Origin of the sequence: Sideroxyarcus emersonii (assembly GCF_021654335.1) — a bacterium.
GTDB classification, from domain to species: domain Bacteria; phylum Pseudomonadota; class Gammaproteobacteria; order Burkholderiales; family Gallionellaceae; genus Sideroxyarcus; species Sideroxyarcus emersonii.
The window spans coordinates 579,037-601,900 of sequence record NZ_AP023423.1; the positions used below are offsets into that span (position 1 = coordinate 579,037).

Genomic DNA, 22,864 nt, shown 5'->3' on the forward strand with positions numbered 1-22,864 from the left:
AAAGAAGCAGGAGGGCTACAGGTGGACATTGCGATGCTACGCATGAAGGTGGCCGTTAATCATTTCAAACACCTATTGTTGGGGGATCTGCATGTTGCCGCCGTTCACCAGGAAACGGAGGTATTTAAGAAGCTTGCCCCGAGATGCAGGGATGTCAATATCGCGGAAAAGACATGGAAGTCATGGTTTGAAGAACCTCAAATAATCCCTCGATTAAAGACTATCCGAACTCTGGATGCGCTCGCTTCTTGCGCCATTCGCGTTGTGTCCGAGAGGGATGGCGAAGAGAAAGCGCTGCCATCCGGATTCTTTGGACAGTTGGTTCATGGCGGTCTGGTTAAAAGGATGATGCAAGCTTCCAAATCCAAACATCCATTGATTGCGTTAAGAGACAGGGCGGAGAGTTACAAACCAATCTCCCCATTACATCTGCACCTTGATGCGATCGAGGTGGATGCACTTTCCGAAGGCTATGGTGATATCTCATGGGAAACGGTTAAGCGTGTTGGTGCTGAAAGAATTCTCAGTATATTGGCCGAACGATGGGGGCCTCGACATGGCACAGCCTATTTGGAGTTTTCCTCTGACTTAAGCTTGGATTGGGAAGCGGCCGACGCTGATAGGCGCGCCGAAATTCGCAAGGGTTATGCGCGCTTCAAGCCAGATCTATTTGAGAATGCATTAAATCAAGTTCCTCATCCTGCTTGGGCCAGAACTGGTATAGGCGCTGATGTGTCTTCAACGCATATTTACAAGGCTCTATTTTCATTGGCGGCAGATACACGATTCTTGAAAGCGGATCGGCTGGTTACTTGGTCGCTTGACCTGGCAACTGCCGCTCTAGCGATGCATGCCTTAGCTTGGTCTGATCGATATACAACCTTTGATGATTTAATGCCTGACGAACTGATCTATTGGATAGCGTTCGAGGAAATTTTTTTCACCTCAGAACCGTTGGACGCAAGCAATACTGAAATAGTTAGAGCAATTTCGCAACTTGATGCTGAATGGACCGAGGAAACATTTTCAATATTCAACCGCGCAAGAGAAATATACCAGTGTCAATTGGCTGAACTCGGTCTAACCGCAAATGAGGTCTTAGGTACTGCCATGCTGGCAGTTGAAGCGCACCCACTGAGATACGTAATGAAGGAATAAATGGTGAGCAATAAAAAATGCTCACTTCAAAGCCCGCCTGAGTAGACTGAGGTCGCTTTTTTTATTTAGTCTTGGGGAGCATCGTCCCCGACTGCCTTTGGCAAAGGAATAACGGATAGCCCCCTCGTCCATATAAAAGAGGACCCACCTGGTTGCAGTTGGTTATCTTTACCGTTTTTAATAGAGACGTTGAGTCTGAACTGCAAGTGGCGGAGCGGCTTCGGAGAGGGTATGCAGTTTTGACTTCGGCTTCACTGTTCCAGAGGTTTTGTCGACTGAATAAATGGGTTGTCAAACAAGCGATCATGCTCATTAAACATTTCTGACAACCTTCTGTAGAGTTGGCGATAGGCTTCAGCAGTTTTACCTTGGGCGTCAAGCGAAGCACACTCACTAATGATCGTATCCAACGCATGCAAAATTTCTCTGTGTGCTTGCTGATGAGTGCGAAAGTCTTCATGTTCTTCTGTAACGCTACCCTGCCTCAACATGACGGATTCTTCGTGAGTGAAATGATTGAAGGAGATATCGATAATATTGAGGAAGAACGAAGCTAATCTCCCTCGGCACGTGCCCAACTGTTCACGGGGGCAGCTTTGGCAATTTTGTTGATTGTTTAGGTTCCGACAAGTACTGCGAAGGTTCTCTAGGAAACGATGCAATCGTAAGTGTTCTTCCTCGATTAGCAAGTAGTCTTCGGGAGCGAGATTTCTTATTGCCTGAACATGAAGTGCCATGATTCACCCCTTTACTTAGCCTGCTCTAAAAGCCGCGACGCAAGATTGTCACGCATGATTTGCAGGGCTGAAGAAAGCAGAGAGACCTGTTCCTTGCTGAGGCCGCGAAGCATATCTGTCTGGATTGCTGCCACGACTTCCTCGATGGCAGACAAATATGGAGATGCTGCTGGGGTCAGAAACAGTTGGTAGGCGCGCCGATCATCTGGATCTTTGCGGCGTTCGACCAGTCCGATCTTCGCGAGTTGATCGATTGCATGCACCAATGTGATTGGCTGAACATCCATCCCGTCTGCAAGGTCAACTTGGCGTATACCTTCTCGATAGGAGATGCCTATCAAGACCCGTATCTGCAAAAAGGTAAGCGCCATGCCAGATATGTCCTGCCGAATGTTACGAGCCAGTAGCTGTGATGTATTTCTCAGCACGAACCACAAATTTTCAGAAAACATACATTCCTCTTTCGATAATATACATTATATATAGTAGATATATTATACTTACCACTTAAGCATGGGAACTTGAATTGCGTCTTTGTCGTGGTGGTACTCTTTGTCTTGTCGGGAAGGCTACCGACCGGTTGAGAGGTGTTGGAGGTGATGTAGTTAGTCGCAGGGTGATTTAGCGCAGCTTGAGGATGTAAATAGGAGCGACTTGCCTAGCGCGTCGACGGTAACAAGCTGCAATTTGACTACTTTTCTATAGAGCACGCACGGCCATGAATAGACAACAAAAACTCTGGTTACGGTTATCTGCCGGCGTAATTCTGTTAGCCGTGATTGCTGGCTTGGGCTGGCAAAAGTTTGGTACCAATAGTCGCGAAGACGGAATCCTCAGCGGTAATGGTCGCATCGAGGGGGTGGAAATCGATATTGCTGCGAAAGCGGCAGGCCGATTGAGAGACATCTTCGTGAAAGAAGGTGAGTTCGTCACGGCAGGGCAAGTGGTCGCGCAGATGGATACGCAGTCGCTGGATGCGCAACGTCAACAAGCCGAGGCCCAGTTGCGCCAGGCTCAGGATGCCGTCACGACTGCACGCAGTCAGTTGGCCCAGCGGGAAAGCGAAAAAGCGGCAGCGCTGGCCATCGTGGCACAGCGGGAAACCGAGGTTGACTTGGTCAGCAAGCGCGCAGCGCGCGTCATGGAGCTTGCTTCTAAAGGCGTTGTCACTGCACAGGCGGCAGATGACGCTCGTGCATCAGTGAGCAGTGCTAATGCTGCGCTGAGTGCCACTCGTGCGCAGGCGGCTGCAATGGATTCCGCGATTACGACCGCACGCAGCCAGATCAACGGCGCACTTTCAGCGGCAGCCGCCGCACGCGCTTCTGTCGCGAAGATTCAGGCTGACATCGACGACAGCACGCTGAAGGCCCCGCGCGATGGTCGCGTGCAATATCTGGTTGCCCATCCGGGGGAAATCGTCAGCGGCGGCGGCAGGGTCCTGAACCTAGTCGACCTCAGTGACGTCTACATGACTTTCTTCCTGCCCACCGCGGCCGCCGGGCGTGTGACGATCGGTAGCGAGGTTCACCTCGTACTCGATGCCGCACCCCAATATGTGATACCTGCACAGGTTTCCTTTGTCGCCGACGTCGCGCAGTTCACTCCCAAGACGGTGGAAACAGCAAGCGAGCGTGAGAAACTGATGTTCCGGGTCAGGGCGAAGATCGCTCCCGAATTACTGAAGAAATATATTCTCCAGGTAAAAACGGGGTTGCCCGGAGTTGCTTATGTCCGACAAGACGCCAACGCGGCTTGGCCTGATCGCCTCAAGGTGAAACTGCCGCAATGAACGGGAGCGACGAAGTGGCTTCGTCTCCGCACCTGACATCTGTTGTTCGACTAAATGAACTCAGCTTGCGCTACGGCAAAGTGCAGGCGCTGGACGGGATAACGCTTGACCTGCCTGCCGGCTGCATGGTGGGGATCATCGGGCCGGATGGGGTAGGTAAGTCCAGTCTCTTTTCACTCATCTCCGGTGCGCGGGCGATTCAATCAGGAACAATTGAGGTTCTGGGTGGCAACATGGCCGATCCACAGCACCGCAAGAATGTCTGCCCGCGCATCGCGTACATGCCCCAGGGACTGGGCAGGAACCTCTACCCGACGCTCTCGGTTGCCGAAAACGTGGATTTCTTTGCCCGCCTGTTCGGTCATGGCCGCCGCGAGCGCGCACGTCGTATCAATGAGCTGTTGCACGCCACCGGGCTTGCCCCTTTTGCCGACCGCCCTGCAATCAAGCTGTCCGGAGGCATGAAGCAGAAGCTTGGCCTGTGTTGCGCGTTGATCCACGACCCCGACCTGTTGATCCTGGACGAGCCCACCACCGGTGTTGATCCGCTGTCACGCCGCCAATTCTGGGAGCTTATCGAGAGTATCCGCGCCAATCGCCCCGGCATGAGCGTATTGGTTGCCACCGCCTACATGGAAGAGGCTGCGCGCTTCGACTGGCTGATCGCCATGAATGACGGGAAAGTGCTTGCCAGTGGCACGCCAAATGAACTTCTGGCGCGCACCGGGACGCGCACGCTGGAAGAATCCTTCATCGCGTTGCTGCCCTCGGTACAGCGAGAGGGTTATCGGCCCGTGATGATTGAGCCTCGCGAGGCCAGTCCAGGAGGGGAGGCCGCTATCGAAGCGCACGATCTCACCATGCGCTTCGGCGATTTTACTGCGGTCGACCACGTGAGCTTCCGCATCGGTCGCGGCGAGATCTTCGGTTTCATCGGTTCCAACGGCTGCGGCAAGACCACCACCATGAAGATGCTCACCGGCTTGTTGCCCGCGAGCGAGGGACAGGCACGACTGTTCGGCCATCCAGTGAATCCGCACGATATCGACACGCGCCGCCGCGTCGGCTATATGACCCAGTCGTTTTCGCTCTACGGCGAACTCACAGTGCGGCAGAACTTGGTGTTGCATGCACGGCTCTTCGCTATACCGCCTGAGCGCATCGCCTTGCGGGTGCAGGAGATGGCCGACCGTTTCGATCTCGCCGGGATCATGGACAGCCTCCCCGATGCACTGCCCCTAGGCGAACGCCAGCGTTTATCGCTTGCTGTCGCGATGATCCACGGGCCGGAGATGCTGATCCTGGATGAACCAACCTCGGGTGTCGATCCGGTAGCACGCGACAACTTCTGGAACGTGCTGATCGAACTGGCGCGCAAAGACAATGTCACCATCTTCATCTCGACTCACTTCATGAACGAAGCCGAGCGCTGCGACCGGATATCGCTGATGCATGCGGGGCGCGTGCTGGTAAGCGACACTCCTGCGGCCATCGTGGCAAAGCGCGGAGCGCACAACCTCGAACAAGCATTCATCAGTCATCTTGAAGAGGCGGCGGCAGGGGGAGACATACCGCAACCGCAATCGGTCACTGTAGCAGCGCCGGCTCCTGCAGCAGCAACCGTCTCCAGCCGTGAAGGCTTTTTCAACCTGCGTCGCCTGCTCAGCTATACGCGGCGCGAGTCGCTGGAACTGCGGCGTGATCCGATTCGTCTTGCGCTGGCTGGATTGGGCAGCGTGTTGCTCATGCTGGTGCTGGGCTACGGTATCAGCATGGACGTCGAAAACCTCAGGTTCGCTGTGCTCGATCAGGACCAGACTTCGGTAAGCCGTGATTACACCCTCAATCTTGCCGGCTCGCGCTACTTCATCGAACGTCCACCCATCCGCGACTACGCCGATCTGGACCAGCGCATGCGCGACGGCGAGCTCAGCCTTGCGCTGGAAATACCGCCCGGTTTCGCGCGCGACATCGCACGTGGCACGCCGGTGCAGATCGGCGCCTGGTTCGACGGCGCCATGCCCATGCGCGCCGAGACAGCGAGCGGCTACGTGCAGGGCATGCACTACCACTGGCTTGCCACCAAGATGCGTGAAGCCTATGGTGAGGCGGCCACCAAGGGACTGGTCAGCATCGAGACTCGCTTCCGCTACAACCCCGATGTGAAAAGCCTGCCGGCCATGGCGCCGGCGGTGATCCCGCTGCTGCTGCTCATGCTTCCGGCGATACTCACCGCCCTGTCGGTGGTGCGCGAAAAAGAACTCGGCTCCATCGTCAATCTCTACGTCACGCCGGTCACGCGCTTGGAGTTCCTGCTCGGCAAGCAGATTCCCTACATCGTGCTTGCCATGTTCAACTTCGTGGTACTCGTTGCAATGACGGTCTATCTGTTTCGCGTACCGATCACGGGCAGCATCCTCACGCTCACGTTTGCGGCATTCCTTTACGTAATTACCGCCACCGCCATGGGGCTGGTGATCTCGACCCTCATGCGCAGCCAGATCGCAGCGCTGATCGGGGCAGCCATCTTTACCATCGTTCCCGCCATACAGTTTTCCGGCATGATCAATCCGGTCTCATCGCTGGAAGGGATAGGCCGCGTGATCGGGGATATATTCCCCACCACCTACTTCCTGACCATCACCCGTGGCACTTTTTCCAAAGGGCTAGATTTTGCGGACCTACAAACATCGTTCATTCCACTGTTGATCGCGATCCCGGTTCTGATCGGGCTCGGCACGGTCCTGCTCAAGAAACAGGAGGGCTAGGCATGCGAGCGGCACACAATATTCTGCACTTGGGCATCAAGGAACTGCGCAGCCTGCTGCGTGACCCGATCCTGCTCACGCTGATCATCCTCATCTTCACAGTCTCCGTTTATGCGGCCGCGACAGCAGCGCCAGAGGTCCTGAGCAAGGCGCCCATTGCCATCGTTGACGAGGATCATTCGCAGCTCTCGCAACGCATCGCAAGCTCATTTTATCCGCCTGCTTTTATGCCACCGACGATGATTACCGCCACCCAGGTCGACAGCGGCATGGATGCCGGGCTCTACACCTTCGCGCTGGACATTCCTCCCAACTTCCAGCGTGATGTTCTGGCCGGTCGCAGCCCTGCGATCCAGCTCAACGTCGACGCCACACGCATGTCCCAAGCCTTCACGGGCAGCGGCAATATTCAGGCGATCATCAACGGCGAGGTGAGTGAATTTGCACAGAGGTACCGCACTGTTCCAACGCTGCCTGTCGATCTTGCACTGCGGGCGCGCTTCAACCCCGAACTGAACGCCTCCTGGTTCGCCGCGATGATGCAGGTGATCGACCAGATCACCATGCTTTCCATCATGCTCACCGGCGCCGCGCTGCTCAGGGAGCGAGAGCACGGCACGGTGGAGCACCTGCTGGTAATGCCGGTCACCCCCTTCGAGATCATGGCCGCCAAGGTATGGTCGATGGGGCTCGCGGTGTTGCTGGCCGCCGCATTCTCACTGGTCTTCATCGTGCAGGGCGTGCTTTCGGTGCCCATCGAAGGGTCCGTCCTGTTGTTTCTCGTGGGTGCGACACTGCACGTCTTTGCGGCCACCTCGATGGGGATATTCCTTGGCACGATCGCACGCTCCATGCCGCAGTTGGGATTGCTGCTGTTCCTGACGATCATGCCGTTGCAAATCCTCTCGGGCGGCATAACGCCGCGCGAGAGTATGCCCGAGTTGGTGCAGACCCTGATGCTTGCGGCGCCGAATACACATTTCGTCATCCTAGGCCAAGCCATCCTGTTTCGCGGCGCGGGCTTTTCGGTGGTGTGGCCGCAATTCGCCGCGCTTGCCGTGATCGGGACGGTCTTGTTCGTGTTGTCGCTCGCGCGCTTTCGGAAGACGCTGGCAACGATGGCGTGAGCACACATTCCAAGTTGTCATGCCAGTGTCGATGGATATTTCATATCAGTCAATTAGGTTCTAATCGGCCATGTTTACCCACCTCAATGCAATTCACCGAAAACTGATTTTCCGGGTATTTTTTTCTGCCGTCTTGCTTGCGACTGTACTTGGCACAGTCGCCTTCCTATACGAGCGGAGTCAACTGCAAGGACAGATAATGGAAATGGCGCAGATTGGGATTGAGGTGCGCAGGACCGAGATTTCCAGGGAGTTAGCTGCTATGGCCGATGCCAGCGCCATGCAATCGACCAAGCAAGATATGGGTAACCTTTCCCACTTTCTGCCGCACACAGAGCTCGGCCGCTTCGCGTTCGCGACTCTCTCTGACACCTCGCAACGCGAGGTGGGATACGCAACTGACAGCAGCAACGCGGATATCCAGCGCTTTACTGAAATACTCGCTCAGCTTCAGCCGGGCCGCTCGCCGACACACGTTGAATTAGGGAGTGTGTTCCGCATCGGCAAGGAACACGGCATGCCGTTCGTCCTGGCTATTGCCGATGACCATGAACAGACCATCGGCTACATCAAAGGTATCTTCGTGCCGTCGCCAAAAACAGAAGCTGACATTCTCCGCGCCGGGCAGCGAGCGTCATTGCTGGCCGTCTTATTCGTGCTTATCACTGCCTTGATCATCTACCCCGTCATCCGTGGGCTCATAGTGAAGCTGGAAATGCAGGCCACCCAGTTGGCCTATGCTAATTTTGACACTATCAAGGTGTTGGGTAGCGCTGTCGCCAAACGGGACAGAGATACTGACGCTCACAACTATCGCGTAACGGTGTATTCAATACGTCTGGCTGAAACAGTTGGGCTGGACGAGACCGCCATCCGCAGCCTGATCAAGGGAGCCTTTCTACACGACGTCGGCAAAATAGCTATACGTGACTCTGTCCTGCTAAAGTCTGGCAGCTTGGACCAGAATGAATTCGCTGAGATGAAAAGCCACGTCCAACAAGGACTGGAAATCCTCGGAAATTCGGAATGGCTGGCAGACGCCGTCCAAGTAGTCGGCTGCCACCACGAGAAATATGACGGCAGTGGCTATCCGAATGGCTTGGCAGGTGAGGCCATACCCATCACCGCGCGGATCTTCGCCGTCGCTGACGTATTCGATGCGCTAACATCGAGACGCCCCTACAGGAAAGCTGTTACGCCCGGGGAAGCCTGGGAGATACTGCACCAAGGGGCTGGGCAGCATTTTGACCCGGCTCTGGTAACAGCATTTGAGCCCTTGGTACAGTCACTATTCGCTGCCGTAAATCAACAGGGAACGACGCTGTACCAAGTACTCAGCGAGGCTGCCCGGCCCTACGTCATAAACATCCTGAAAGAACAGCTGGGCAAATCGGTCGACAGCGTACAAAAGAGATGAGAACTATGCGCTGTGGAATAGAGTGGCATCGTAGAAATATGACATCTTGGGATACGCGGACGCGAGTGATTTCGCAATCAACCGCAATCCTGACAGTTTCACTGGCGATCATTTTTACCGCGCCTCCAGCAATTGCCTCAGAGACAACCAAGACAAGTGTACTGACTCTCATGGTGGAGAACGACCTCTTTTACCACAGCGACCGAGACTATACGAACGGGATAGCGCTGGTATGGGGACCGTCGCCGGAGCCTACGCCGGATTGGGCAGTGACCATGGCTCGTTTGGTACCCTGGTTTCCCAAGGAAGGCGAAGTTGGCCATGGTTATACCATCGGGCAGAACATGTATACGCCACGTGATATTACGGTCGCCAATCCTCCGCTCAATGATCGCCCGTACGGGGGATGGCTGTATGGGAGCATGGGAATGGGAACTGAGACAGGACGCCAGCTTGATCTGGTCACTCTGACGCTGGGAGTGGTCGGGCCGGCCTCGCAAGCCGAACAAGCTCAGAAGGCTGTTCACAAGATTGTCGGATCACCCCAGCCCCAAGGCTGGAACACCCAACTAAAGAATGAACTCGGAATTCTGTTGACATATCAGCGTAGCTGGAGGGCGTTGGCAGACTCGACCTTGGATGGGCTGGCGATCGATCTGACCCCTGACGCTGGGTTTGCGCTCGGCAACGTGTATACCTATGCAAGCGCGGGATTGACATTGCGCTATGGCAAGAACCTTACTATGGATTATGGTCCGCCTCGGATCCAACCGAGCCCGCTTGGCACTGGCTATTTTGCAACGAAGGAAAATTTCACTTGGTATTTATTCACTGGGTTCGAAATGCGTGCAGTTGCCCGCAATATCTTTCTCGATGGCAATACGTTTCAGAGTAGCCGCAGTGTAGAAAAGAAGCCATTCGTTAGCGATTTTCAATGGGGAGTCGTCACGGTGTGGAACGGAGTGCATTTGACTTACACGCACGTTGTGCGTACGCGAGAATTCAAAACGCAGGGTGGGAGCGACCAATTTGGCGCGTTCAGCATTTCGACGGAGTATTAGGCGAGTTGAATCTATAGCGGCACTTACCACCAAAGCATGAAGCGAGATGCATTGCGTCCTTGGTATTATTTAATGCTTATCCATGAGTTGGGCTTGTGATGATTTTCAGACTTGAAAGGACTAATGATGAATGAGCCATCTAGTGAGTGTCTGTATGACGATAGCGGTAACTGCTATTGTTCTGCCTGTAACGGACATCTATACGAAGAGCACTTACAGACACATACGCCACCTCGTGGCATGCCATCCTGTTTACAGTCCTGCGCTTGTCCAAATTGCGGACATATCTGTTGTTGTACTCGAGAAGCCCCGAAACCTAGGACAGAGCCGCCGACATTCAAGATTTAATTTGTTGCGGGAAGACATTCTTCGGCTTACTCCATTAAAGTCAACAGATATTCCTTGAAACGAAGGATGAGTAATAAAGCGGGAGTCTAATAGATTTATTCTTCGCCATTCCCGGTTGCAGATTGCCGCCAATGTCTTTCTGGCTTTCATTGTTCCTTCATCGATACCCAATTTGAACATTGGGTAGAGAAACGTGCATAAACCGGGCCAAGAAAAAGACGCTCATGGCATATCGCTAGACTGGGTTATATAGAGAATGTATAGGCCAAATGGCATATACCCAAACGAATATTTTAATGCTAGCTTTATTCGGTCGCCTTTATTGCATCTCGTTCAAGCGAATTCTTATTCGACTAGGCGCCCTGTCCTGCGATAGCAAAGGGTTAATCGTCTGCGTTTAAGGCTTTGGATTCCAAATTTGTATTTTTGCTGTTGCGGGAGTTGCCCTGACAAACAAAATTATCTATCTGACTGGTGCGCCTGCCACAGGAAAGTCGACACTTACCGAAAATCTGAGTCAGCAGCTACCTGACGCGGCAGTGTTTACCTATAGCAAGGAATTGCTGGATTGGGTCCAAAAGCGCACAAAGCTGATTGCCACTCAAGATGACCTAAGGCGTGAGTCCGCCAAAATGATCACGAGAGAAGATGTGCAGGCTGTGGATAGTCAGCTCGTAGAGCTGGTCAATTCCTGCAGGGGGCAGCGAACGGTGGTAGTTGATTCCCACCCGGTTACGATCGAGGAATTCGGATTTCGGGTAACTCTATTTACAAAGAAACAGCTCGGTGCACTTGCTCCCGATGTGATCGTCTGTCTGTACGCCAACGCCGAGACAATTATTGAGCGCATTTCAAGGAATGCCGCAGGTCGTCCAATGCCGTCTCACTATGAGATCGATTTGCATACTCAACTTCAATGTCAGGTTGCCAGTATTTACGCCATTGAGACGGGAGCATCGCTCTACTACTTGAACGCATCGTGCTCGCCAGACGACTTGCTCGGTAATTTTATGAGCGTTACGGGAATTGGAAGTCCGAACAACAAATAGTAATTTCAACTCCAGGGGGCTGGATGTCAAAGAAAAACAATATAGATTTACGCGCGGCGATCAATGCGATATCGGATGTGGTTCAGAATAGGCCGCGTCCATTGCGTGAACTTGATCAAATTTACATGAAGACTGGGGATATGGTTCTGCAGTCCGAGTTGATTGCCAAGTGGGCTGATGGTAAGAGACTTGCTTTTATTGGCGACGGTGACGCGATCAGTATCTGCGTTGCGTACCTTAAGCATCGCGAAATTTTCGATTTCGGTCCCACTGAGATCGCGGTATTTGATTTCGACGAGAGAATTTGCGGAGCGATAGCAAGGTTCGCCGATAAAGAGAAAATCACGAATCTTCGCTCCGTACTCTACAATTGCCTGGATGCTTTCCCGGAAGAAGGAAAGTTCGACTGTTACTACACTAATCCCCCATGGGGTGCGAGTAACGATGGTGCGAGTGTAAACGTATTCGTTCAGCGGGGTATGGAAGCCGTCGGCTACCAAGGAGAGGGTACGGTGGTCATAGCTGATGACCACGAGTTGGAGTGGCCACAGCGGGTCCTTGCAGCAACCCAATCATTTTCACTTGAGTCTGGGTTCTATGTGCAAAAGATGTCTTCCAAATTGCACTTGTACCACCTTGATGACAACCCCAACCTGCGATCCTGCAATCTGGTTTTTAAGTCATTGCCAGGGATAACCCCGCCGGGAAAATCAGTGGCTGTCGTCGATCCTGTACGGCTAGCAAACTTTTACGGACAAGACCAGCACCCCAGGATTAAATATGTGCGTGAGAAGAAGCGCGTCGATTATGGGAAAGCACACGACGACGAATACAAATACGAATATTTTGAGGAGCCGAAATGACCAAAATACTTACGCCGCAGCAGGGTGTTCTCTTCATGAAAGTCGGCGTCCACGCCAATGAGTCTCTGGAAGATATTATCCAGAGAAAAACCTTGGAAATTGAACAGGCCGGCTTTGCGCTCTGGGGTTATGGGGGTAATACCTGCCATCCGCGCTCGATGGTTCAGCCATTTGCAAAGATGCACCAGGCGATGGGTGGAAAGATATTTCTTTGCATGCAGGAGATGGAGTCCCACCATTTTGCCGAGCCGGTCAGAGCGGAGCAGTACTCGGTCGACGGTGACCATTGGCAAGATGTACCGGAGGCAATTAATGTATTGGGCTCCCGATTTGCTCTGGCGATTAAGGATCTGCACGAAGAGAAATTTATACTGCCGCTGGACAAAACAAGGGTGGCAGTTGGGAATAGCAAGGGAACGTTTGGCCATAACTACATTGCTGGCCGCGTTGATAAAGCATGTCTTGATTTGTCGGATCAGATTGACATCCCTTCAGCGCCGGAAGAGGCAACCAATATACAAATCAGCTTGGTGGCGGAGCTTTGTGATCCCTTTGCGGTCTTCTTGAAAAATTAGTCTTCTGACGCAAGAACGTTGGGTGCATCCTGTCTCAGGTCCTGAATATAGCTATTAAGCCCCTCAATACACGTTTCGTTCTGTACCTCGGGAGAATAGCAACCGAAGCAGCTTGCCAATGCGCTGTCGACGGTTTTGTCGGCGCACACTGCGTTCCGGACTTTCTGAATTTCATGGTTGTTTGCGAGCCAATAGAATAATTGCTCCAAACAAATTATTTTTGATTTGAAATTGTTCAAATACGGCTCGGCGGCGTTCAGCACTTCCAGGGCCTTGATGGCGCGCTTATCACCCGTAAGAATGTGGCCGAGATGACGCGCAAGCAATACCGCGCAAAGAATACTTTCGCCCGTATCAAGTTCCAGATTTTGTAGTTGCGCCAAGCGTTCAATATTAGCAGCCGTTTCCACTTCTTCGGGGGTCGGCTCAATCTCTTTCAGCATCCCCAGCGCAGCAGTAAACTCAGTAAGTGCTGCATCTACACCACGTGAGGGTGGACGTTTGCTTAGCTTCTTGCGAACAACAAACTTGGCTGTACCAAGTGCGCCATAAACTTCTTTTTGCAGTCGCGGTATCGCAAGCATGTCGGCAAATAATCCATATGCAGTTGTTTTATGGAGAACATCGTTGTCCATTAGGGAAGTGACCAATCTATAGGCCTCCCATTACTGCTCTGACGAAATTGGACGTTTCGTCACTCATCAAATCCCACTTGAGTTGCGTCGCTGCAATTTTGTTTACCCCCTCCCATACAGGCAAAGGTTTTTCATAAATGTACTGCAGGGATTTTTGCGCAGTCGCCCAATCCTTGTTTGTGTAGGCGTAGCACAATGCCAAGGTCCCTGGTTCAATACGGGATTGGTCTGCAACACGCATAACCTCGTTTGCAAGTTGACGCGCACCCCTGCCAGCCCCGGTATTTTCCACTTCAAGTTTCGGGTAGCCTGTTAATAGCTTCAGTGCATATTCGTCTGCTTCAGTTTCTTCTGGGTCTACTTCTTCAACTCTCTCAGTCGGATCATCCATGTCAATTAGTGCGCCGCCATCTGCAAGATGTCCTCGCGCAATATGTCCAATTTCATGGGACAAATGAAAAGCCGTTGAGGCCGGGTAGCTCGCGTCCCTAGCGAGAAGTACCGCATAGCGATCGCCGATCCTTACAGACATCGCGCACATATTCTTGGCGGCAAGCGGATGAACGCGCAAATGAATCACGGGAATACCAACTCCCCACAAAAATCCAATCAATCCGGTGAGATCAACAAATCGGCGCGAAGCCAGGATGCTTTTTCTTAACCCGATGGGATCGAGCTCATGCAGGGGGGTGTAGTGCGGGAGACCATTGATGAGCATTCTGCCGAAAGCTATTCCAAAGGAACTGATCGCCGGTCGAGCGGCCTGCATGTCGCCGCGGAAATTCTTGAACTTGGCGGCGTCTTCCCATATGAATTTTGGCGTCTCATCTTCCAGAAGGGAGCGGGGGTCGAGGCCTAATTTGCGCGCAAGTGTAAATCGCAGGTCTGCTTGTGATGAAGGTGACGCGTCAGCGGCCTCACTCCACCATTCCGGCCAGGCAGCCGAAATCATGGACTCAGTCAGCCCGGTAGACTTAATAAGCCTTCTTTTGAATTCGTCAGCACTATTTGGGAAAGGGGTCACCTATAGTCCAAGATTGTTTGTAGCGCCACATTCTAGACTTCCTTGCGGCCCTCAACCCTAAATGATTTCGTACTGCGAATCAACTTGGCGAGTAGCTTGGCATGTGACTCTGATCCGTCCCATACGGATGCCAATTCCGATACAAGCTTCGTGAATTGGTCTGGTTGCACTTTTACTTCAAATTCAAGAGCTATATTGAAAAAACTGCAAAGCTTCGTGGCATTGGTTGATTGATTGTGCACACCGTTCAACTTAAAGCGGCGAATTGCATAATAGCCAACGCCTGAAGCACTTGCGAGTTTGTCATAACTCAATTTGCTTTGGGTTAGCTGCTCATTTAATTCCCTGGCTACGTCGGGCCAATTTCTTTGCACTTTTTTCATAATCGGATGCTACAATAGCGCAAAATTGCAAATAAAGGAATGACTATGCATCTCTCTGACCTTCGTCCCGCGTTGAACGCGACAAGCCAAGAAGTAGCGCACGAAGGTATCCCCTCCGTTTTTTGTTGGACGAAGATGGGAACGGAAGCAGGTCAGTCCTTGGATCTGATCTTGCGTCGCAAGGAACTGGAAAGAAGATCTGGCCAAGGGCTTTTTGCTTGGGGTATTGGGAATTCACTTGGCGTTGCAGCAACGCTCGCGAGGCAAGAGGCGCGGGGTAATGGGGTAGAGGTGCTATTTACGCCCATGCGAAGTGCGGCAAAGCATGCGGATGTTTCACCGACTCAAGTGTTGTTATGGCTTGGTTACCATAATGAAGATGGGGTTGAGACTCGGCTGCCAAGTCACATGGTAATAACAAGCCGAGGAAGCCAAGGGCGAGTTGGGGGACGGCGCTCTCATTACGCTCTACTGTGTGAGGGGCAGCGCGACATAACCGTTCCAGTGAATCTGGGTGTAATTGACGCAAATAGAGCAAAAAATTTTGCCAGTCTAAATCCACTTGGCGCGTCTCAGGTCACGGCAGTTGTTCGATATCAACCAGCCTGTGATGAACTGCCCGAAAAGCATTACCCAGTTACCTTTCGTGCAAAGTTGCATGGTGCCGGCTTTGTACGTCTCGCATCTCCTGTTGTGCTGGAAGGCGATCTGGCAAATCTTTACCACAAAGTCTGCAAGTCAGAGACCGTCGAAGAGTGGCTTGAAGGAACAGCGAGCCTTAGGCAAAAGGCAGAAGAAACGCAAACTCGGCAATCCCCCCAGAAGAAACTCTTTGGTGAGGTCTTGGCGAGAAAGACTAGGCCCGAAGAGTATGTATCCCCAAGGATTCAGATCTTAGCGGCGGTATAGGGTTCATTGATCGGCAGAAAACCCCATAGTGTAAAGTCGGCTATTGGGGCAGAAAATGGCCGAAATTGGGCTCAAGCATCGAAGTGGTGTTGACGGGCTATTTTGGCTGAATCACCTGTCGTGTGTCTCCTCCTTTACAAGAGATAAGGAATAATCAGGCATATTTGAATGCTTTGATTATCTTAGGCTACTTGTCTTCCTCTTTATTCAAGCGCGCCAGTAAGGCCTGCGGCATGGCATGGTAGAATCCGCGCCTTCCTGTTTTTCAACTATTTAGGGATGCAATCCATGTTCTCCAGCAAAAACACCATCGCCGTGACCGACCCCGAACTGTGGGCCGCGATCCAGAACGAAAACCGCCGCCAGGAAGATCACATCGAGCTGATCGCCTCGGAAAACTACACCAGCCCGGCGGTGATGGAAGCGCAAGGCAGCCAGCTGACCAACAAGTATGCGGAAGGCTATCCCGGCAAGCGCTACTATGGCGGCTGTGAATATGTGGACGTTGCGGAACAGCTGGCCATTGATCGCGCCAAGGCGCTGTTCGGCGCGGAATACGCCAACGTGCAGCCGCATTCCGGTTCGCAGGCCAACCAAGGCGTGTACGTTTCCGTTCTCAAACCCGGCGACACCATCTTGGGCATGAGCCTGGCGCATGGCGGACACCTGACCCACGGCGCCACGGTGAACATCAGCGGCAAGCTGTACAACGCCGTCCAGTACGGGCTGAACGACAAGGAAGAGATCGACTACGACCAGGTGCAGAAACTGGCCAACGAGCACAAACCCAAGATGATCGTGGCGGGCGCATCCGCCTACTCGCTGGTCATCGACTGGAAACGTTTTCGTGCCATCGCCGACAGTGTGGGTGCCTACCTGTTCGTGGACATGGCGCATTACGCGGGCCTGGTGGCGGCGGGCTATTACCCCAATCCGGTCGGCATCGCCGACTTTGTCACTACCACCACGCACAAGACACTGCGCGGTCCGCGCGGCGGCCTGATCCTGGCCAAGGCGGAGCACGAGAAGGCGCTCAATTCCGCCATCTTCCCGCAACTGCAAGGCGGCCCGCTGATGCACGTCATTGCAGCCAAGGCGGTCGCATTCAAGGAAGCGGCGAGCAAGGAGTTCAAGGAATACCAGAAACAGGTCGTGGACAACGCGCGCGTGATGGCGAAGGTGCTGACCGAGCGCGGCGTGCGCATCGTCTCCGGTCGCACCGACAGTCATGTGTTCCTGGTCGACCTGCGCGCCAAGAAGCTCACCGGCAAGGATGCCGAGGCCGCATTGGGCAAGGCACACATCACCGTGAACAAGAATGCGATCCCGAACGATCCCGAGAAGCCTTTCGTGACCTCCGGCATCCGCATCGGTTCGCCCGCCATGACCACGCGCGGATTCAAGGAACTGGAAGCCGAGAAACTGGCGCACCTGATCGCCGACGTGCTGGATGCGCCGAACGACGACGCAGTGATCGCACGCGTGGTTGGCGAAGTGAAGAAGCTGACCACGCAATTCCCGGTTTACGGCGCCTGAGTTGCAATCATGCGGTGTCCATTCTGCAAAGGTCCCAATACCCAAGTGGTGGATACGCGTGAAAGCGAGGAAGGCGACAGCATCCGCCGCCGCCGCCGCTGCCTGTCGTGCGACAAGCGTTTCACCACATACGAGACAGTGGAACTGCGCATGCCGCAGGTGGTCAAGCAGAACGGCATGCGCAGCGAATTCGACGAAGAGAAGTTGCGCACCAGTTTCACCCGGGCGTTGCACAAACGCCCGGTCCCCACCGAACTGGTTGATGCTGCCATCGACCATGTCACGCAGCGGATATTTGCCGTCGGCGAACGCGAGATCGGTTCGCGCCAGATCGGCGAGATGGTGATGAAGGAGCTGTTGAAGCTCGACAAGGTCGCCTATATCCGTTTTGCCTCCGTGTACAAAAGCTTTCAGGACGTCGGGGATTTCTCCGAAGCCATCGATGCCGTCAAGAACACCAGGCGGCGCAAGAGCGACAAGCAATGAATGCAGCGGACAGCCAGTGGATGGCGCGGGCGCTCCGTCTGGCAGAGCGGGGGCTGTGCTCGACGAGCCCGAACCCGCGTGTCGGCTGCGTGCTGGTAAAGGAGGGGAAGAGCATCGGCGAAGGCTGGCATGTGCGTGCCGGCGAACCGCACGCCGAGGTGCATGCGCTGCGGGCGGCGGGTGCGGCGGCACGGGGCGCGACCGCATATGTGACACTGGAACCCTGCAGCCACCACGGACGTACTCCGCCCTGCGCCGATGCGCTCATCGCGGCGGGAATCCGGCGCGTGGTCGTGGCGATGCAGGATCCCAATCCGCTGGTTGCCGGACAGGGACTCGATAAACTGCGCGCCGCCGGGATCGCGGTCGAATGCGGTCTGATGGAAGCGGCAGCACGGGAATTGAACATCGGTTTCATTTCGCGCATGACCCGCGGCATGCCCTGGGTGCGCAGCAAGATCGCGGCCAGTCTGGATGGCCGCACCGCACTGGCCAACGGGGTCAGCAAATGGATCACCGGTGAGGCGGCGCGGCGCGACGTACAGCACTGGCGGGCGCGTTCCTGCGCGGTGCTGACCGGCAGCGGGACGGTGCGGGCAGACGATCCCCGGCTGGATGTGCGAGAGGTCGAGGTCGGGCGGCAACCATTGCGCGTGGTGCTGGACAGCAGCCTGCACATTGCACCCGAGGCCAGGGTATTGCGCGGCGGACCGACGCTGGTTTACACGGCAATCCCGGATGCCGCTAGGCATCAGGCACTGCAGGCCGTTGGTGCCGAGGTGGCGTTGCTGACGGGAGAGCGGGGCAGGGTAGATCTGGCTGCCGTGCTGCAGGACCTTGCCCGGCGCGGTATCAACGAGGTGCTGGTGGAAGCGGGACGTACCCTGAACGGTGCGCTGCTTGAAGCCGGACTGGTGGACGAACTGGTGCTGTACCTCGCGCCGAAACTGCTGGGCGACGCAGCGCGCGGCCTGGCGGAACTGGGCGCGCTGACGCAGTTGCAGCAGGGCACGGATTTGAAATGGCAGGATGTGCGGCAAGTAGGCGATGATTTGCGCATCATTGCGACAATTAACAAGGGGAAGTGACCATGTTCAGCGGGATCGTGGCCGATGTCGGCCTAATCAAATCGGCACAGGACAGGGAGGGGGGCTTGCGCCTGACCGTTGCGACCGAGATGCTCGGCATGGACGATGTGCAGTTGGGCGACAGTATCGCGGTGAACGGCGTATGCCTGACCGTGGTACAGCGAGCGGGTAATGATTTCACGGTCGACGTGTCGCGCGAAACCCTGAATTGCACCACCGGGCTTGAGGCTCAGGGCGGCCATGTCAATCTGGAAAAGGCGCTGCGCCTGTCGGATCGTCTGGGCGGACATCTGGTCAGCGGGCATGTCGATGGCGTAGGCGACGTGGTCGCCTTCAACGATATCGGCGAAAGCTGGCGCCTGGTGGTGCGAGCCCCCAGGCAACTGGCGAAGTATATTGCGGTGAAAGGCTCCATCACCATCAATGGCGTGAGCCTCACGGTGAATCGGGTATCGGGTGCCGAGTTCGAGGTGAACCTCATCCCGCATACGCTGGAAGTGACGACGCTCAATGAACTGAAGATCGGGGCGAAGGTGAATCTGGAGATCGACCTGATCGCCCGTTACGTCGAGCGCATGTTGACAGCGGAAACGAAATAACCGGAAGCCGGCCCGGCTTCGGGAGTTGCAATGCAGGCCGCACGTTACCAGTGCCTGCCGCTGGTCAAACGCAAGTTATCCCGCAACCCGGACTGTCGTCGCGCGATCCGTCCCGTCATTCCCGTTTGACGTTGAACCATGCCGCATACAGTGCCGGCAGGAACAGCAGCGTGAGCAGGGTTGCGACGAACAGGCCGCCCATGATGACGATGGCCATGGGCCCCCAGAAGACGCTGGTAGTCAGCGGGATCATGGCCAGAATGGCGGCGGCGGCCGTCAGTACGATCGGGCGGGCACGGCGCACCGTCGAGTCGACGATGGCGGCGTAGCGCGACAGTCCCAGCTTGATGTCCTGTTCGATCTGGTCGACCAGGATCACCGAGTTGCGCATGATCATGCCGGCCAGCGAGATCATGCCGAGCATGGCCACGAAGCCGAACGGCACGTGGAAGGCGAGCAATGCCGCCGAGACACCGATCAGGCCGAGCGGGGCGGTCAGCAACACCAGCGCCACCAGCCTGAACTGACGCAATTGCCACATCAGCAAGGTGAGGATGATGAAGCTCATCAAGGGCAGCACGGCGATGATGGACTCGGTGGCCTTGTCGCTGTCTTCGTCGGCACCGCCGGTCTCGATACGGTAGCCGCTGGGCAGGCTGGCGCGAAGAAGGTCGAGCTTCTGTTCGATGGCGTGGCTGACTTCGGAGGCCTGGACGTTATCGGTCACGTCGGCGCGGACGGTCACTACCGGCATACGGTTCAGGCGCCAGACGATCCCCTCCTCGGTATGTTCGCTCAGGGTGGCGATGTCCGAGAGCGGCACGAACTTGCCGTTGGCGGTGGGGATGCGGACATGCTTGAGGAATGTCTCGCTGCGCCGGTCTTCCTCCTCGGCACGCATCACCACTTCGATACGCTTGTCGCCCTCGCGGTACTGGGTCACGCTGATGCCGGAATGCAGCATCTGCAGGTAGCGCGACAGAGCCTGGGAGGAGATGCCGAGCGCACGCGCCTTGCCCTGGTCGAGTTCGATGTCGATCGTTTTGATCGGTTCACTGGAGTCCTGGCTGACGTTCTTGGTATCCGGCGATTGCTTGACGGTCTGCAGCACCTGATCGGCGATCTCGTGCACCTTGTCCAGCTCCTGCCCGATGATGCGGAACTGCACCGGATAGCCGACCGGCGGCCCGTTTTCCAGGCGCGATACGCGGATGCCGAGGGCGGCGTATTCGCTATCCAGGATATTGCGCAGTTTTTTCAGTTCGGCTTCGCGGGCCTGCAGGTCGCGCGTGGTGATGACGATCTGCGCGTAATTCAAGGCCGGCAGCTGCAGGTCGAGCGGCAGGTAGAACCGGGGAGTGCTGCCGCCGATATAGCTGACATAGCTCGACACATTCGGGTCGTCCTTCAGTTTCTGTTCGATCTCCTGCGTCACGCCTTCGGTCAACGAGAACGCCGTTCCTTCCGGCAGCCACACATCCACCAGCAACTCGGTACGTTCCGACGGCGGGAAGAATTGCTGCTCGACCTTGGCGAAACCCAGCAATGACAGGACGAATAGCAGCAACGTGGCGGCAATCACCGTTTTGCGGTATTCGATGCAGGTGACCAGCAGCTTCCTGAAGCGTGTGTAAAACCAGTTCTGGTAAAGCTTCTCCGTCACATTGGGGTGTTCGGCCATGATCCGGTAACCGATATAGGGGGTGAACACGACTGCGACCAGCCAGGAGACCAGCAGCGAGATGGTGACCACGATGCAGATCGAGATGGTGTATTCGCCGGCCGAGGATTTCGCCAGGCCCACCGGCAGGAAGGCTGCGGCGGTGATCAAGGTGCCGATGAGCATGGGGAAAGCGGTGCTGGAGTAGGCAAAGATGGCGGCGCTGCTCTTGTTCCAGCCTTGCTCCAGCTTCACCTTCATCATCTCGACCGCGATCATGGCGTCGTCCACCAGCAGGCCGATGGCGATGATCAGTGCGCCGATGGAGACCCGCTGCAAGTCGATGCCGAACAGTTTCATCAGCAGGAAGGTACCCGCCATCACCACCGGGATGGAGAGCGCAACCACCATGCCGGCGCGCCAGCCGAGGCTGGCGAAGCTGATGGCGAGCACGATGAGCAATGCCTCCAGCAGCGACTTCATGAACCGGCTGACGGCCTGCTTGACGACCTTGGGCTGGTCAGAGACCTGGTGTACCTCCACGCCCTTGGGCTGCAGCTGGGTACGGATGCCGGCCATGGCCTTGTCCAGCGCCTTGCCGAGTTTGATCACGTTGCCGTTCTTGGTCATGGAGATCGCGAGGCCGACTGCCTCGTTGCCCATGTAGCGCATCTTGAAGTGCGGGGGATCCTCATAGTCGCGATAGACGCGGCTGATGTCCCCCAGGCGGTACACCTTGCCGTGGGCGGCAGGGATGCCGATGTCCTGGATGCTCCTCACCGAGTGGAAATCGCCGCTGACGCGCAATTTCATGACCTCGGCATGGGAGACGATCTCGCCGGCCGGCTCCATCGCGTTCTGCGTCTTGAGGATGGTCGCAATCCTGATCGGATCGATGCCGAAGGCGGCGATCTTGTTGCTGTCGAACTCGATATAGATCTTCTCTTCCTGTTCGCCGATCAGGTCGACCTTGTCGACGTTGGCGATCTTGAGCAATTCCTGGCGGGCGAAGCTGGCTTCGCGTTCGAGTTCCGCCGGACTCATCACATCCGAGGTGAAGGCGTAGATGGAGCCATAGGTATCGCCGAATTCGTCGTTGATGATGGGCCTGCCGGCATCGTCGGGCAGCGAGCGGCGCATGTCCCAGAGTTTCTTGCGTACCGTTGCCCAGGCATTGCGCAGTTCCGAACGCGGCATGCCTTCCTTGAGGGTGACGAAGATGACCGCCTCGTCCGGCTTGGAAATGCTGGAGACGTTGTCCAGCCATGGCGTTTCCTGCAGCATGCGCTCGATGCGGTCGGTGACCTGCTGTTCCACTTCGCGCGCCGTCGCGCCCGGCCACTGCACCTTGACCGTCATCACCTTGAAGGTGAAGGCGGGATCCTCGTTTTGCGGCAATTCCAGGTAGGCCGTGGCGCCGGAGATGAGCAAGGCAAGCAACAGGTAGAGCACGATGGCCCGGTTGCGGATTGCCCATTTTGAGAGGTTGAGCTGCGGCATGGAAACGGTCGTTGAGACAGATGGGCGGATTATAGGGGGATCAGGCTGGCGCGGCACAGCAGGAAAAGCATCCGGCGCCATGGTTGTGGCATCGCCGCCAATGGTTCGGACGTAGGCGGGGAGGATTGCCGCCGATGGTGTTAAAATCG

At 55.4% G+C, this 22,864-nt stretch carries 20 protein-coding genes; 14 read left to right on the forward strand and 6 right to left on the reverse strand.

Annotation, left to right across the window (positions count from 1 at the left end):
- Positions 1-33 precede the first annotated feature (33 nt).
- Positions 34-1,158, forward strand: a complete 1,125-nt coding sequence (locus L6418_RS02755; RefSeq protein WP_237247955.1) for a hypothetical protein — start codon at positions 34-36, stop codon at positions 1,156-1,158.
- 251 nt (positions 1,159-1,409) lie between these two features.
- Here L6418_RS02755 and L6418_RS02760 read toward each other — a convergent pair whose 3' ends face one another.
- Both L6418_RS02760 and L6418_RS02765 read right to left on the reverse strand, forming a co-directional pair.
- Entirely contained in the window at positions 1,410-1,895 is a 486-nt protein-coding gene (locus tag L6418_RS02760; RefSeq protein WP_237247956.1) for a hemerythrin domain-containing protein, read from the reverse strand.
- A gap of 11 nt (positions 1,896-1,906) precedes the next feature.
- The gene (locus L6418_RS02765) at positions 1,907-2,347 is read right to left on the reverse strand and encodes a MarR family winged helix-turn-helix transcriptional regulator (protein ID WP_237247957.1); all 441 of its coding nucleotides are present in this window, start codon (positions 2,345-2,347) and stop codon (positions 1,907-1,909) included.
- A gap of 266 nt (positions 2,348-2,613) precedes the next feature.
- Between L6418_RS02765 and L6418_RS02770 the strand changes: the two genes are divergently transcribed.
- From L6418_RS02770 to L6418_RS02805, 8 genes are all read left to right on the forward strand, one after another.
- Positions 2,614-3,687 (forward strand): HlyD family secretion protein, encoded by a 1,074-nt coding sequence (locus L6418_RS02770; RefSeq protein WP_237247958.1) that lies wholly within the window; start codon positions 2,614-2,616, stop codon positions 3,685-3,687.
- The gene (rbbA, locus tag L6418_RS02775; RefSeq protein WP_237247959.1) at positions 3,684-6,455 is read left to right on the forward strand and encodes a ribosome-associated ATPase/putative transporter RbbA; all 2,772 of its coding nucleotides are present in this window, start codon (positions 3,684-3,686) and stop codon (positions 6,453-6,455) included. The genes L6418_RS02770 and rbbA overlap by 4 nt, the downstream gene beginning before the upstream one ends.
- 2 nt (positions 6,456-6,457) lie before the next feature.
- Complete coding sequence (locus L6418_RS02780) at positions 6,458-7,582, forward strand: ABC transporter permease (protein ID WP_237247960.1); 1,125 nt, start codon at positions 6,458-6,460, stop codon at positions 7,580-7,582.
- A gap of 70 nt (positions 7,583-7,652) precedes the next feature.
- Positions 7,653-8,999, forward strand: coding sequence for an HD-GYP domain-containing protein (locus tag L6418_RS02785; protein ID WP_237247961.1), 1,347 nt, complete (start codon positions 7,653-7,655; stop codon positions 8,997-8,999).
- Between the two features lie 38 nt (positions 9,000-9,037).
- A complete protein-coding gene (locus L6418_RS02790; protein ID WP_332875547.1) occupies positions 9,038-10,060 on the forward strand; it encodes a lipid A deacylase LpxR family protein in 1,023 nt (340 codons plus the stop codon).
- A gap of 815 nt (positions 10,061-10,875) precedes the next feature.
- A complete protein-coding gene (locus L6418_RS02795) occupies positions 10,876-11,457 on the forward strand; it encodes an ATP-binding protein (RefSeq protein ID WP_269807838.1) in 582 nt (193 codons plus the stop codon).
- A gap of 23 nt (positions 11,458-11,480) precedes the next feature.
- Positions 11,481-12,320 (forward strand): bis-aminopropyl spermidine synthase family protein, encoded by an 840-nt coding sequence (locus tag L6418_RS02800; protein WP_237247962.1) that lies wholly within the window; start codon positions 11,481-11,483, stop codon positions 12,318-12,320.
- Complete coding sequence (locus tag L6418_RS02805) at positions 12,317-12,895, forward strand: hypothetical protein (protein ID WP_237247963.1); 579 nt, start codon at positions 12,317-12,319, stop codon at positions 12,893-12,895. The genes L6418_RS02800 and L6418_RS02805 overlap by 4 nt, the downstream gene beginning before the upstream one ends.
- On the opposite strand, the gene L6418_RS02810 is transcribed toward L6418_RS02805, so the two are convergent.
- The 3 genes from L6418_RS02810 to L6418_RS02820 are packed head-to-tail and all read right to left on the reverse strand — an operon-like array spanning position 12,892 to position 14,937.
- Positions 12,892-13,530: a hypothetical protein gene (locus L6418_RS02810; RefSeq protein WP_237247964.1), complete on the reverse strand. Its 639-nt coding sequence runs from the start codon at positions 13,528-13,530 to the stop codon at positions 12,892-12,894. The genes L6418_RS02805 and L6418_RS02810 overlap by 4 nt on opposite strands.
- Before the next feature lie 16 nt (positions 13,531-13,546).
- Complete coding sequence (locus L6418_RS02815) at positions 13,547-14,554, reverse strand: hypothetical protein (protein WP_237247965.1); 1,008 nt, start codon at positions 14,552-14,554, stop codon at positions 13,547-13,549.
- A gap of 32 nt (positions 14,555-14,586) precedes the next feature.
- The gene (locus tag L6418_RS02820) at positions 14,587-14,937 is read right to left on the reverse strand and encodes a hypothetical protein (protein ID WP_237247966.1); all 351 of its coding nucleotides are present in this window, start codon (positions 14,935-14,937) and stop codon (positions 14,587-14,589) included.
- Between the two features lie 159 nt (positions 14,938-15,096).
- Between L6418_RS02820 and L6418_RS02825 the strand changes: the two genes are divergently transcribed.
- The 5 genes from L6418_RS02825 (at position 15,097) to L6418_RS02845 (ending at position 19,555) form a co-directional block, all read left to right on the forward strand.
- Complete coding sequence (locus L6418_RS02825; protein ID WP_237247967.1) at positions 15,097-15,846, forward strand: hypothetical protein; 750 nt, start codon at positions 15,097-15,099, stop codon at positions 15,844-15,846.
- 288 nt (positions 15,847-16,134) lie between these two features.
- The gene (gene glyA, locus L6418_RS02830; RefSeq protein ID WP_237247968.1) at positions 16,135-17,382 is read left to right on the forward strand and encodes a serine hydroxymethyltransferase; all 1,248 of its coding nucleotides are present in this window, start codon (positions 16,135-16,137) and stop codon (positions 17,380-17,382) included.
- Between the two features lie 9 nt (positions 17,383-17,391).
- Positions 17,392-17,868, forward strand: coding sequence for a transcriptional regulator NrdR (gene nrdR / locus L6418_RS02835; RefSeq protein ID WP_237247969.1), 477 nt, complete (start codon positions 17,392-17,394; stop codon positions 17,866-17,868).
- Complete coding sequence (gene ribD, locus L6418_RS02840) at positions 17,865-18,956, forward strand: bifunctional diaminohydroxyphosphoribosylaminopyrimidine deaminase/5-amino-6-(5-phosphoribosylamino)uracil reductase RibD (RefSeq protein WP_237247970.1); 1,092 nt, start codon at positions 17,865-17,867, stop codon at positions 18,954-18,956. Before nrdR ends, ribD begins: the two co-directional genes overlap by 4 nt.
- Positions 18,957-18,958: 2 nt before the next feature.
- Positions 18,959-19,555, forward strand: coding sequence for a riboflavin synthase (locus tag L6418_RS02845; protein WP_237247971.1), 597 nt, complete (start codon positions 18,959-18,961; stop codon positions 19,553-19,555).
- A 115-nt stretch (positions 19,556-19,670) separates the two neighbouring features.
- On the opposite strand, the gene L6418_RS02850 is transcribed toward L6418_RS02845, so the two are convergent.
- On the reverse strand, positions 19,671-22,715 hold the full coding sequence (locus L6418_RS02850; protein ID WP_237247972.1) for an efflux RND transporter permease subunit: 3,045 nt from the start codon (positions 22,713-22,715) through the stop codon (positions 19,671-19,673).
- Positions 22,716-22,864: the final 149 nt, after the last annotated feature.